An 11,847-nucleotide genomic window follows, 5' to 3' on the forward strand; every position below is an offset into this window, starting at 1 on the left:
TGCCCACCCCGCCGTTCTGGGGCACCCGCGTCATCAAGGGCATCCAGCTCAAGGAGTACGCCTCCTGGCTGGACGAGAGCGCGCTGTTCAAGGGGCAGTGGGGCCTCAAGCAGGCCCGCGGCGGCCCCTCGTACGAGGAGCTGGTGGAGAGTGAGGGGCGGCCCCGGCTGCGCGGCTGGCTGGACCGGCTGCAGAGGGAGAACCTGCTGGAAGCGGCGGTCGTGCACGGCTACTTCCCCTGCTACTCCAAGGGCGAGGACCTGATCCTGCTCGACGAGGACGGCGCCGAGCGCACCCGCTTCACCTTCCCGCGCCAGCGCCGCGGCCGGTATCTGTGCCTGGCGGACTTCTTCCGCCCCGAGGAGTCCGGCGAGACGGATGTGGTGAGCCTCCAGGTCGTCACCGTCGGCAGCCGCATCGGGGAGGCCACCGCCGAGCTGTTCGAGGCCGACGCCTACCGCGACTACCTCGAACTGCACGGCCTGTCGGTGCAGTTGGCCGAGGCGCTGGCCGAGTACTGGCACGCCCGGGTCCGCTCCGAGCTGGGCATCGCGGCGGGCGACCCGGACCACCTGGACGGCATGTTCCGTACGGAGTACCAGGGCTGCCGCTACTCGCTGGGCTACCCGGCCTGCCCCGACCTGGAGGACCGCGCCAAGATCGCCGATTTGCTGCGGCCCGAGCGCATCGGCGTCGAACTCTCCGAGGAGTTCCAGCTGCACCCCGAGCAGTCCACCGACGCCATCGTGCTGCACCACCCCGAGGCGAGCTACTTCAATGCGGGAGGCCGGGCATGAGCGTGGCGCAGTCGGTCTTCGGGGCCGAAGGGCCCTCCTTCTCCTTCGAGTTCTTCCCGCCCAAGACGCAGGCGGGCGAGCGCACCCTGTGGAAGGCGATCCGCCGGGTGGAGGCGCTCTCGCCGACCTTTGTGTCCGTGACGTACGGCGCGGGCGGCTCCTCGCGCGAGCGCACCGTCGCCGTCACCCGCCGGATCGCCGAGGAGACCACCCTGCGGCCGGTCGCCCATCTCACGGCGGTCGGCCACTCGGTCGCCGAACTGCGGGCGATCATCGGCCAGTACGCGGACGCCGGTATCCGCGACGTACTGGTCCTGCGCGGCGATCCGCCCGGCGACCCGCGCGGCCCGTGGACCGCGCACCCCCAGGGGCTGACGTACGCCCGCGAGCTGGTCGAACTCGTCCGCGAGCTGGGCGACTTCACCATCGGCGTGGCCGCCTTCCCCGAGGGGCACCCGCGCTCCGACTCCGCCGAGTCCGACCTGCGGCACTTCGTCGACAAGTGCCGGGCCGGCGCGGACTACGCCGTCACCCAGATGTTCTTCGACGCCGAGTACTACCTGCGGCTGCGCGACCGGGTGGCGGCGGCCGGCTGCGACACCCCGATCATCCCGGAGATCATGCCCGCCACCGACGTACGGCAGATCCGCCGCTTCGCCGAGCTGAGCGACGCGGCCTTCCCCGAGGACCTGGCCCGCCGCCTGGAGGAGGCCCGCGACGACGCTCCGGCCGCCTACCGCATCGGGGTCGAGCACGCCACGGCCATGGCGCGGCGGCTGCTGGACGAGGGCGCGCCCGGCCTGCACTACATCACCCTCAACCGCTCCACGGCGGCCCTCGACATCCACTGCACGATCCGTTCCACCCACGTCTCGCACAGCCGGCAGTCCTGTCGGATCTGCCAGAGCCCAAGGAGCGTAAGTGTCCACTGACTTCACGGACTTCAAGGTCGCCGACCTGTCCCTGGCGGACTTCGGCCGCAAGGAGATCACCCTCGCCGAGCACGAGATGCCCGGTTTGATGGCGATCCGCGAGGAGTACGCCGCCGCCCAGCCGCTGGCCGGGGCGCGGATCACCGGTTCGCTGCACATGACCGTGCAGACCGCCGTCCTCATCGAGACCCTGGTGGCGCTCGGCGCCGAGGTCCGCTGGGCCTCCTGCAACATCTTCTCCACCCAGGACCACGCCGCGGCCGCCATCGCCGCGGCGGGCATCCCGGTCTTCGCCTGGAAGGGCGAGACGCTCCAGGAGTACTGGTGGTGCACCGAGCAGGCGCTGACCTGGCCCGGCGCGGACGGCCCCAACATGATCCTGGACGACGGCGGGGACGCCACGCTCCTGGTCCACAAGGGCGTCGAGTACGAGAAGGCCGGGACCGTCCCCGACCCGGCGAGTGCCGACAACGACGAACTGCGGGTCGTTCTGGCCCTGTTGCACTCCTCCACCCTGAACTGGACGAAGCTGGCCGCCCAGATCCGCGGGGTCACCGAGGAGACCACCACCGGTGTCCACCGCCTGTACGAGATGCACCGCGACGGCTCGCTGCTCTTCCCCGCGATCAATGTGAACGACGCCGTCACCAAGTCGAAGTTCGACAACAAGTACGGCTGCCGGCACTCCCTGATCGACGGCATCAACCGCGCCACCGATGTCCTGATCGGCGGCAAGGTGGCGGTGGTGTGCGGCTACGGCGATGTGGGCAAGGGCTGCGCGGAGTCGCTGCGCGGCCAGGGCGCCCGCGTCGTCGTCACCGAGATCGACCCGATCTGCGCGCTCCAGGCGGCGATGGACGGCTACCAGGTCACCACCCTGGACGAGGTCGTCGAGAGCGCGGACATCTTCATCACCACCACCGGCAACAAGGACATCCTGCGCGCCGCCGATCTGCGGCGCATGAAGCACCAGGCCATCGTCGGCAACATCGGCCACTTCGACAACGAGATCGACATGGCCGGTCTGGCCGCCACCCCCGGCATCGTCAAGGACGAGGTCAAGCCGCAGGTGCACACCTGGACCTTCCCCGACGGCAAGGTCCTGATCGTGCTCTCCGAGGGCCGGCTGCTCAATCTCGGCAATGCCACCGGCCACCCGTCGTTCGTGATGTCCAACTCCTTCGCGGACCAGACGCTCGCCCAGATCGAGCTGTTCACCAAGCCGGGGGAGTACCCGACCGAGGTGCACGTGCTGCCCAAGCACCTGGACGAGAAGGTGGCCCGACTGCACCTGGACGCGCTGGGCGTGAAGCTGACGACGCTGCGCAAGGAGCAGGCCGACTACATCGGCGTCCCGGTCGAGGGCCCGTACAAGCCCGACCACTACCGTTACTGACGTCACGCAACGTCACCCAGTGGCGTAAGGCAACGTCATCGACGGAGGAGAGCTGGAACTATGGTCGCCGACACCCGTGACCCAAAGCTGCCGGGGCGGCTGCTGCGCACCGAGCGGGACGCCCTGATGCCGCTGCTGCGCGCGGTGCCCGAAGAGCGGTTCGCCCTCCGTACGGCCTGCCCCGGCTGGACGGCACGCCAGGTCCTCGCCCACTGCGGCGCGGCCCTCATACGCATCGTGGAGGGCCGCCTGGAGGAGGGCGTCTTCTCGCCCGCCTCCAACGCCGCCGATGTCGCCGAGCGCGACGACTGGCCGCTGGAGCGCGTCCTGGACGAGCTGGAGCGCGGCTTCACCGAGGCCGGCGAGGTCATCGCGGCCGGGGACGGGCGCCTGGACGTGGTGGCGCTGGGCGAGTGGGTGCACGCGGGCGATGTCCGCGAGGCCTTCGGCGAGCCCGGCGCCTACGCGGGCGAGGGCACCGCCGCGGCCCTCCCCCTGCTGGCCGTGGCCTCCCGCATCCGCGAGACGCCGCTGCTGCACGCCACCCTCCCCGGGCACGACGCGCCGCTCTCCTTCGGCAACCCCGTCCAGGGCCGTCCCCCGGCCCGGCTGACCGCCGACGTCCCCACCCTCGTACGCCTCTACGCGGGCCGCCCCCTGGTCGGCACGCGCTACGAGCTGCACGGCGCGACGGAGCGGGAGCTGGTCATCTACAGCTGATCCGTCGCCGTCCTTCGCGGCTCTTCGCGACCCTTCTCGCGGCTTTTCGCGGCTTTTCGCGGCTCTTCGCGGCTCTTCGCGACGCGAGCGGCCCTGCGGGTACCTGCCCGCAGGGCCGCTGTGCGCTCCGTGCGCCCCAGGTCACGCAGTCTCCACGACCTGGAAGGCCTCCGCCAGGCGGCCCGGCGGCAGGCCGCCCGCGCGGGCGTGCTCGGTGAGCCAGGTGCGCAGCAGGCCCGCCAGGTCCTCCAGGTGGGCGGTCTGGGAGGTGTGCAGGCGCAGCGCGTCGACCTTGCGGTCGAAGACCGGGGTGACATCGACGTACTGGTTGGGGTGGGGCCCGGTCATCAGCCACAGCTCCGGGACGGTCCAGGGGGCCAGGCCCTCGGACTTGAGCAGCTCGGGGTGGGCGAAGGGGTTGCGGGACTCGGGGTAGATCGCGCGCAGCGCGGCGTCGCCGACGGCGCGGTGGTCGGGGTGCAGATCGGCGAGCCGGGACCAGTTGATCTCGGGGCTGGGGATGACGGCACGCTGCGGGCGGACCTGGCGGATGACCCGGCACAGGTCGCGGCGGAGCGCCACGCTCGGCTCGACACGGCCGTCCGGGTAGCCGAGGAAGCGGACGTCCTGGACGCCGCTGAGCTTGGCCGAGTGGGTCTGCTCGGCGCGCCGCAGGTCGGCCATGGCCTGCCGGGGCAGCTTCTCGTCGTAGCCGCCGGCGCCGCCGTCGGTGACGATGCAGTACGTGACGCGGGTGCCGTGCGCGACCCAGCGCATCACGGTGCCGCTGACGCAGAACTCGATGTCGTCCGGATGCGCGGCCACCACCAGAAGGCTCTCGGGGGCGCCGTGTTCGGGACCGGTGGGACCTTGGCCGAAGGAGCCGGTGGGGCCGGTTCTGGAGACGTCCATGGAACAAGGCTGTCGGCGCCGGGCACACCGCAGCAATAGGGCGCCGTGGCGTATTCACGTCACGGCGTGACCGCGCAGTCGAATCTCCCGCAGTATTTCCCCGGACCTCTGCAACGATGAACTCGGGATGGAATCCTGGAGCGAGTGTTCCGCGATTTGCCTGCCCAACAAGGGAATTGACGGACTACTTGACAGACTATTCGCGTCGAGTTGCGGCGCGGAAGAATACGGCTTTCCCGGGTCCGGCCCGAGTGGGGAGAAGACGAGGATGAAGTTCGATCAGCTGCGTGTGGTGGTGACGGGAGCGACCCGTGACTTCGGGCGGGCCCTGGCCGTCGGATTCGCGCACCTGGGGGCCGAGGTGTACGTCGTGGCCCACACCGTCGAGGCGGCCGAGCGCACCCGCACCAACGTCATGGGCTCGGCCCGCGACCGTATCCACGCCTTCGGCTGCGACCTGAGCCGCCCCGCCTCGATACGGGAGTTCGCCCGCCAGGTCGCAGAGCGCACCGACCGCATCGACCTGCTGGTCAACAATGGTGCGCGGTGGCTGGACGGCGCCCGTATCGAGGACGCCTCGGACGCGGAGATCGTCGAGGCGATCGAGACCACGGCGGGCGGCACGGTGCTGATGGTCAAGCACTTCCTGCCGCTGCTGCGCCGCTCCGCCCGCCCCGACATCGTCAACATGGTCTCGGTGTGGGGCGGCGGCCAGGAGAGCCACGGTGCCTCGCCCGCGCACGAGGCCTTTTACGCGGCGAAGAGCGCACAGGCCGGATTCTCCGACATCCTCGCCCGGCGGCTGCGTTCGGACGGTATCCGTGTCTTCTCCCTCTACCCGCCGGATTTCGGCACCTACGATCCGCGGCTGTCGGAGTGGGACAGCACGGGACAGAGCGCCCGGCCGCCGTACCCGTCCGCCGACGAAAAGCTCACCACCCAGGCCCTCTTCGAATGCATCGTCTACGCGGTCGAGCAGCCCAGGGACTGCTTCATCCGCTCCTTCCATTTCGAGCCCCGCTGATATTCCGGCCCCGGTCGGGGCCGATCCGATCAGCCCGCCCCGCCCCAGCGCCGCAGCGCAAGGAGGTCCGACCATGAGTACGCCGTTCTGGATCACCGCGACCCCGCCCGCCACCGACGGTGAGCTGCACATCGGCCACCTGGCGGGCCCGTACGTCGCCGCGGACGTGCTCAGCCGCTACCTGCGCGCCGACGGACGGGAGGTGCTGTTCACCACCGGCACCGCCGACCACAGCTCCTCGGTCCAGGCGCGGGCGCTGCGCGGCGGGCGCAAGGCCGAGGAGGTCGCCGAGGGCTATCACGCGGCGATGACCGCCGACTGGCTGCGCTCGGGCGTGCGGTTCGACCGCGTCCTGCAGCCGCTGCGTGACCACGGATACCAGCGCTGGGTCAGGGAGTTGTTCCGCGAGCTGCACGCGCAGGGCGTCATCGTCGCGCGCACCCGGCCCACCCCCTACTGCGAGCCCTGCGGGCGCTGGCTGCACGGCGCCCATGTCAACGGCGGCTGCCCGCACTGCGGCACGGCGGGAGAGGGCGGGCTGTGCCGCGCGTGCGCCCGCCCCAACGACGGCGGCGATCTGATCGACGCCTGCTGCGCGCTGTGCGCCACCCCCGTCCGGCCGCGCCGCTGCCGCCGGCTGTACGTATCGCTGGAGGCCTTCCGCGAGCCGCTGGCCGAACACTGGCTCTCGCGGGACCTGCCGCCGCGGCTGGCCGCCCTGTGCGAGGGCCTGCTGGAGGACGGCCTGCCGGACGTGGCGGTCAGCCAGCCCGGCGAGTGGGGCATCACCGTGCCCGTCGAGGAGTTCGCCGGGCAGCGCATCGACCCCGGCTTCGAGGCCGCCGCGATGCATCTGTACGGCTCCGGGCACGAGTGCCGTCGGCTGCCCGAACGGGCCGTGCACTTCTGCGGGTTCGGGCACTCCTTCTGCCACGCCGTCCTGCTGCCCGCCGTCCTGATCGCCCAGGGCGTCAAGCCCGAGCAGGACTTCTGTGTGAACGAGGACTGCCGCATCGGGGGCGAGACCGTCACCAGTGGCGGCGCGCACGCGGTGTGGGCGCTGGACCTGCTCACCGAGTTCGGCTCGGACACCCTGCGCCGGCACGTCTTACAGGCCAGGCCCACCGGACGCCGCACCGACTTCGACCGCACGGAGCTGGCGCACACCCGCCGGCAGCTGGAGCGCGGCTGGAACGGCTGGCTGGCCCGGCTGTTCGGCGCGGTGCGCGAGGAGTGCGGCGGACTGGTGCCCGACGTCGCGCCCGGCGGCTCGGGGTGGCAGGTGGCGCGGCGGCGGCTGGCCCGCGCGGCCCAGGACCTGCGGGACGCGTACGGGCCCGAGGCGTTCGACCCGCGGCGCGCGGTGGCCGTCCTGGACGAGGTCGTCGGCTCCATCGCCGACTTCGGCCATGTCAACGCACACGAGCGGCGGCGCACCAACGGCACCGACCGCCATCTGCCCTCCCTCGCCGCCCAGTTGGAGGTGGCCGCCGCGCTGACCGCCTGGGCGCGCCCGGTGATGCCCGAGGGCGCCGACCGGCTGGCCGCCGCCCTGCGGATCGCGCCGGGCGGGGCGGTCACCGAGGACGCGCTGGCCGCCCCCGCCCCCGGCACTCGTCTCGCGCCGCCGTCGGGGCCGGTCTTCGGCTTCTGACCCGTACGTGCCGTACGCCCTTATGGCTCAGGCCAGTTGTACGACCGGCAGGGCCCGCACGTACCGCACACGCCGTATCCGCAGCGCCCGCGCCCCGCGCATCGCCATGCTCAGCGTCCACACCTCGCCCCTGCACCAGCCCGGCACCGGCGCCGCTCGCGCCCGGCGTACACGTCCGCCATCTGCCCGCGGGGCCACGCGGCGCCCTGCCCAAGGAACAACTGCCCGCCCGCATGACGGAGTTCTCCCTTTCCCTGCTGCGCGCCGCCTCCGGACCGGCCCGGCCGCCCGTACGACATCGTGCACTCCCACTACTGGCTCTCCGGGCAGGCCGGGCGGCTCGCCGCCGCCCAGTGGCGGGTACCGCTGGTGCACACCATGCACACCCTGGCCCGGGTGAAGAACGCCGCGCTCGCCGACGGCGACACCCCCGAGCCACAGCGGCGCATCCACGGCGAGCGCGCCATCGTCGCCACCGCCGACTGGCTCATCGCCAACACCCCCTTTGAGGCGGCCTCGTTGGCGGAGCTGTACGGCGCGGACCCGGACCGCACCGATGTCGTACGGCCCGGCGTCGATCTGCGCGCCTACCACCCGGGGGACGGCAGGCGGGCCGCGCGGGCGCGGCTGGGGCTGCCCCGCGACGCCTTCGTGCTCGTCGCGCCCATGCGGCGGGCGGCATATCGGTACGCCGCGGAATCGGGCTGGGGCGTGACGGCGGCCAAAACACTCGCGGTCTACGGGCGTTGCTCTCTTTCGGGTGGCCAAAACATAGGGCCGCGGAAAGAGCGGGAGGCATTGTATGTCACATCGGCCGGGTCGCGCTGACGCGTATGCGCCATGGCGGATATGCGTCTCGCCCGTCAGTGGATTCCCGTTCCGGGGCGGGCAATTATCTAGGTGTCTTCACACGATGTGGGGCACCGTTGATTTCCGCTTCCTGGAGGAATGATGTTCAGCAGTACCGCATCCGCCGCACCGATCATGGGGGCCCGCCGCGCCGCCTGTACGGACACGGCGAACGGGTCCGGCAGCGAGTGGCCCCTCACGCCGTGCGGCAGTCGGGACACCGTCCTTTGAAAATCATCTCCGCGGCGTCGATGCGCCAGGCGCTGAGGCTGCCCCGGGGCACCGGTGGCGCCTCGGTCTCCACATTGTCCACCCGGCCGCAGCCGACGCACAGCGCATGCTGGTGCGGCTCCATGGGAATTTCGAATACGGCGGGCCGGCCCGGCCGCTCGAATTTCGTGACGAGCCCGGTCTCCTGGAAATGCCGCAGCATTTCGTAGACCGCCTGACTGGTGAGCGTGCCCAGCTTTTCACGGGCGGCAGCGGTGACCGATTCCACGTCCCAATGGCCGCCCGAGGAAAGCACCGTGAGAACTTCCAGGCGCGGCCCCGTCACCCGCAGCCCGGCGTCCCGCAATTGCTGGATCACCGTCTCGCGGTCCGTCAGCACCGTGTCGCGCGCCATGTCCCCGCCGTCCGGTCGCACCAAAACTTTGCGCGCATCGTACCTCTTGTCCCCTCACCGGGGCCGGGCGCGCCGGGCGCCGCTCAGTCCAGCCAGCCCAGCCGGGTGGCGCGTACGCCCGCCTCGAAGCGGCTGGTCGCCCCCAACTCCTGCATCAGTTCCGACAGCAGCCGGCTGACCGTGCGCAGCGAGACCCCCAGATTGCGGGCGATCTTCTCGTCCTTCATGCCGGAGGCCAGCATCCGCAGCGCCGCCCGCTGCTGCTCGGACAGGCCGTCGCCGCCGCGCTCGGGGCTGGGCTGCTCGCCGTACTGCGTGGCGGTGTGCCAGCAGTGCTCGTACAGCGCCAGATAGGAGCGCACCAGCGCCGGGCCGCGGGCCAAAATGGCGCCCTCGGCGGGGTTTTCGGGGTTCACCGGCAGCAGCGCGAACTGCTGGTCGGCCAGGATCATGTTCATCGGTACGACGGGGGAGAGGCGGATCTCCACGCCCAGCTCGACCTTGCGCCGGAAGTACTCCGCCTGCTCCGGGACCGAGGTGAAGCGCTGGTTGTAGATGGCCCGTACGCGCACGCCGTTCTCCAGCTGGCGGCGGTCGCGGTTCAGCGCCCGCTCGGGGAACTCCCGCTGGAGCGCGCCCGGGTGCATCGAGGCCTGCTCGTGCCGGACGACGTCGGAGATGTCCTCCAGCACCTGCTGGATGCGGCGGTAGTCGGTGAGCACCTCCACCTCCACCGCGGCCTGGGTTATGGTGCCGGCCCGCAGGAAGCGGGCGGCCAGCGCCTCCAGGGCGCCGTAGGAGCGGTCGGCCTGCGCGAGGTGGTCGCGCAGCCGCAGCTTCTCCTTCTCCAGCAGCCGCAGCAGGGCGATTTCGGGGTCGATGACGGCCACCGCGTCCGACTCGGCCTCCGGCGTGGTGCCGGACTGCACGGCCAGACGGCTGTCGTGGGTGGAGCCGGTGGGGACGATCAGACCGAGGTCGAGCAGCTCGGTGCGGCAGCGCTCCTGTTCCTCGGGGGACAGGCCGAGTTCGGACAGCACGTCCGTCAACCCCGAGGCCCCGCGCGAGCGCAGGGCTTGATAAAGGGAGAGGGTGAGGTCGGTGTGCCCGCTTCGTCCCCCGGAACCGGTTCTGGTCACAGCGCAGCAGACCCCCCTCGTCATCCTCAGAGCCGCCCTGCCTGACATTGTCACAAATGCAACGAGGGTTCGTCTCCCGTTGATCGCTGTGTGATGTGAGTCACGTACGGCGCACGGGAGTTGAGGAGGGGCGGCGAGGGTGGGGTCAGGGGCGCCGCGTACGGCAGACCAGCAGGACGCTGTGGGTGCGCTCGTCGATGCGGCGGCAGCGGCGGTCGGCGATGCGCAGACCGGCCGCGCGCAGGTCACGGGCCAAGTGCCCCTGGTCGACGATCCACTTGTCGGTGCTCAGCACCGCCCGGCGCACCCGGCCGCCGGCGCCCCGCGCGGGCCGGTACTCGCAGTGGTAGGAGATCCGCTCGCGCATCGTGGCCGCATCGAAGCGCTGCCGGGCGAGCACCCGCTCGCCGACCCCGTCGAACCGCGGCACCTGGAAGGCCCAGCTGCGGCAGGGGTGTTGGGCCAGCTCGGTGGGGTCGTGCGCGGTGTAGTCCAGCGCCAGGGCGCCGTTGCTGCCCAGGTGGGAGGCGATCTCATGCAGCAGCGCGGCCCGCGCGGACGGCGCGACGGCGCTGACCATGGTGCCCGCCAGCAGGGCGAGTTGGTAGCGGCGATCCAGCCGCAGCCCCTCCAGGTCGGCGGCGGTGGTCGCCAGCAGCCGGTGCACCCGCGGGCCGCTGCGCAGCGCCCAGCTGCGCAGCCGGGACAGGCTCGCCCCGTCGCGGTCCACCGCCTCCACGAAGAAGCCGTGCCGGGCGAAGGGCACCGCCAGCCGCCCGGCCCCCGCCCCCAGATCCAGCACCGGTCCGCCACAGGCCCTGGCCAGATCCAGGTACGGCACGATGTCCGCACTGTGCGGCCCCAGCAACGCGTCGTGCAACCACCCCGACTCGACGTCGTGCGCCGCAACCGACTCCAGCCCGGGCAGCCGGGGCGGCGCGTCGGTTGTTGTGTGCATCGCTCCTCCAGGGGCTTGGGGCCCCGTAAGGGGCGCGGGACGGTGTCGATATGCGGCTCCGCCGCGTGGGCGCGACCAGCCACCGACGGCCCGCAGTCGACCTGCTGCTCGTCCCTGAAGAGCGTGTCGCGAGCAGGGGCCGCCGGGCCAGCCGTACGGCCTGCGCATCCGCGCCATCGCGTGGATCTGCCACGTCCGTACGCCCCTTGGGCGGGCTCAGACCGTACGCATCCAGCGGGTGCCCGCCGGCGCGGCGGGGCCGAAGCCGAGCGCGCGGTAGAACGGCACCGCGGGGTCGTCCCCGCGTGGCAGTGACACGGACTGCCGCCCCGCCCCGTGCTTGGTCATCCGCAGCGTGACGGCGTCCAGCAGCCCGCTGCCGATGCCCTCGCGGCGCCGCGCGGGCGCCGTGCACAGGCAGTACACCTCGCCCTCGCCCGGTGTGGGCACACCGCCCGCCGCCGCGCCGACGACGGCGCCGTCCTCGGCGGTGGCCACCAGCCAGCCCAGCCAGCCCGGCGCGCCGCCCGGAATTCCGATTTCCGCGCTGATACGGGGAAGTGCGCAATGCTGCGCCACCAGCCGCCCCACGGCCGTACTCCCGAAATGTTCCGTATAGCTGTCGCGGATGACTTCGGCCAGCAGCCGGGATAGGGCGGGCGCCTCGGCCGGGACCGCAGGGCGTACCTCCACCGGGCGCATCTGGACAGTACCTCCCCCGGGGCGGGCTCGCCCTTACCTGACCGGCAACGGGCCGCGCAAGGCCCGACAACTGCCTTAACGATAGCCGTGAATTTGCTTTGCAGGGCCCCGAATGCAATCTACGAAATTACTTAGTAAA

The 11,847-nt window shown here is 71.7% G+C and carries 11 protein-coding genes and 1 pseudogene; 7 read left to right on the forward strand and 5 right to left on the reverse strand.

The window, feature by feature from the left end; translation table 11 throughout:
* The 4 genes from AC4IJH_RS03850 to AC4IJH_RS03865 all read left to right on the forward strand — a co-directional run.
* Positions 1 to 797 (forward strand): vitamin B12 dependent-methionine synthase activation domain-containing protein (locus tag AC4IJH_RS03850; protein WP_490850047.1); only part of this gene is annotated, 797 nt, incomplete at its 5' end.
* Positions 794 to 1,729, forward strand: coding sequence for a methylenetetrahydrofolate reductase [NAD(P)H] (gene metF / locus AC4IJH_RS03855; RefSeq protein ID WP_490850048.1), 936 nt, complete (start codon positions 794 to 796; stop codon positions 1,727 to 1,729). The genes AC4IJH_RS03850 and metF, both read left to right, overlap by 4 nt.
* Positions 1,719 to 3,125, forward strand: coding sequence for an adenosylhomocysteinase (gene ahcY, locus AC4IJH_RS03860; RefSeq protein ID WP_490850049.1), 1,407 nt, complete (start codon positions 1,719 to 1,721; stop codon positions 3,123 to 3,125). The genes metF and ahcY overlap by 11 nt, the downstream gene beginning before the upstream one ends.
* A 60-nt stretch (positions 3,126 to 3,185) precedes the next feature.
* Positions 3,186 to 3,845, forward strand: coding sequence for a maleylpyruvate isomerase family mycothiol-dependent enzyme (locus AC4IJH_RS03865; protein WP_490850050.1), 660 nt, complete (start codon positions 3,186 to 3,188; stop codon positions 3,843 to 3,845).
* A gap of 141 nt (positions 3,846 to 3,986) precedes the next feature.
* On the opposite strand, the gene AC4IJH_RS03870 is transcribed toward AC4IJH_RS03865, so the two are convergent.
* Complete coding sequence (locus tag AC4IJH_RS03870) at positions 3,987 to 4,757, reverse strand: PIG-L deacetylase family protein (RefSeq protein ID WP_490850051.1); 771 nt, start codon at positions 4,755 to 4,757, stop codon at positions 3,987 to 3,989.
* Between the two features lie 268 nt (positions 4,758 to 5,025).
* Here AC4IJH_RS03870 and AC4IJH_RS03875 point away from each other — a divergent pair, with 268 nt between their 5' ends.
* The 3 genes and pseudogenes from AC4IJH_RS03875 to AC4IJH_RS03885 form a co-directional block, all read left to right on the forward strand.
* Entirely contained in the window at positions 5,026 to 5,781 is a 756-nt protein-coding gene (locus tag AC4IJH_RS03875; RefSeq protein ID WP_490850052.1) for an SDR family oxidoreductase, read from the forward strand.
* Between the two features lie 73 nt (positions 5,782 to 5,854).
* Positions 5,855 to 7,435, forward strand: a complete 1,581-nt coding sequence (locus AC4IJH_RS03880) for a class I tRNA ligase family protein (RefSeq protein WP_490850053.1) — start codon at positions 5,855 to 5,857, stop codon at positions 7,433 to 7,435.
* A 22-nt stretch (positions 7,436 to 7,457) separates the two neighbouring features.
* Positions 7,458 to 8,089 (forward strand): annotated as a pseudogene (locus AC4IJH_RS03885) (glycosyltransferase); the annotation flags it as partial.
* A 391-nt stretch (positions 8,090 to 8,480) separates the two neighbouring features.
* Here the strand turns inward: AC4IJH_RS03885 and AC4IJH_RS03890 are convergent.
* The 4 genes from AC4IJH_RS03890 to AC4IJH_RS03905 all read right to left on the reverse strand — a co-directional run bounded on the left by AC4IJH_RS03890 (position 8,481) and on the right by AC4IJH_RS03905 (position 11,708).
* A complete protein-coding gene (locus AC4IJH_RS03890; protein WP_490850054.1) occupies positions 8,481 to 8,909 on the reverse strand; it encodes a Fur family transcriptional regulator in 429 nt (142 codons plus the stop codon).
* A gap of 83 nt (positions 8,910 to 8,992) precedes the next feature.
* Complete coding sequence (locus AC4IJH_RS03895) at positions 8,993 to 10,048, reverse strand: helix-turn-helix transcriptional regulator (protein WP_490850055.1); 1,056 nt, start codon at positions 10,046 to 10,048, stop codon at positions 8,993 to 8,995.
* Between the two features lie 145 nt (positions 10,049 to 10,193).
* Complete coding sequence (locus AC4IJH_RS03900) at positions 10,194 to 11,006, reverse strand: class I SAM-dependent methyltransferase (RefSeq protein ID WP_490850056.1); 813 nt, start codon at positions 11,004 to 11,006, stop codon at positions 10,194 to 10,196.
* Positions 11,007 to 11,222: 216 nt separating this feature from the next.
* On the reverse strand, positions 11,223 to 11,708 hold the full coding sequence (locus tag AC4IJH_RS03905; protein WP_490850057.1) for a GNAT family N-acetyltransferase: 486 nt from the start codon (positions 11,706 to 11,708) through the stop codon (positions 11,223 to 11,225).
* Positions 11,709 to 11,847: the final 139 nt, after the last annotated feature.

It is taken from the genome of Streptomyces sp. UF-297, assembly GCF_058245575.1.

Coding starts and splice junctions, on each gene's coding strand:
- metF (WP_490850048.1), top strand. CDS start 794: ATGAGCGTGGCGCAGTCGGTCTTCGGGGCCGAAGGGCCCTCCTTCTCC.
- AC4IJH_RS03865 (WP_490850050.1), top strand. CDS start 3,186: ATGGTCGCCGACACCCGTGACCCAAAGCTGCCGGGGCGGCTGCTGCGC.
- AC4IJH_RS03870 (WP_490850051.1), bottom strand. CDS start 4,757: ATGGACGTCTCCAGAACCGGCCCCACCGGCTCCTTCGGCCAAGGTCCC.
- AC4IJH_RS03875 (WP_490850052.1), top strand. CDS start 5,026: ATGAAGTTCGATCAGCTGCGTGTGGTGGTGACGGGAGCGACCCGTGAC.
- AC4IJH_RS03880 (WP_490850053.1), top strand. CDS start 5,855: ATGAGTACGCCGTTCTGGATCACCGCGACCCCGCCCGCCACCGACGGT.
- AC4IJH_RS03890 (WP_490850054.1), bottom strand. CDS start 8,909: ATGGCGCGCGACACGGTGCTGACGGACCGCGAGACGGTGATCCAGCAA.
- AC4IJH_RS03900 (WP_490850056.1), bottom strand. CDS start 11,006: ATGCACACAACAACCGACGCGCCGCCCCGGCTGCCCGGGCTGGAGTCG.
- AC4IJH_RS03905 (WP_490850057.1), bottom strand. CDS start 11,708: ATGCGCCCGGTGGAGGTACGCCCTGCGGTCCCGGCCGAGGCGCCCGCC.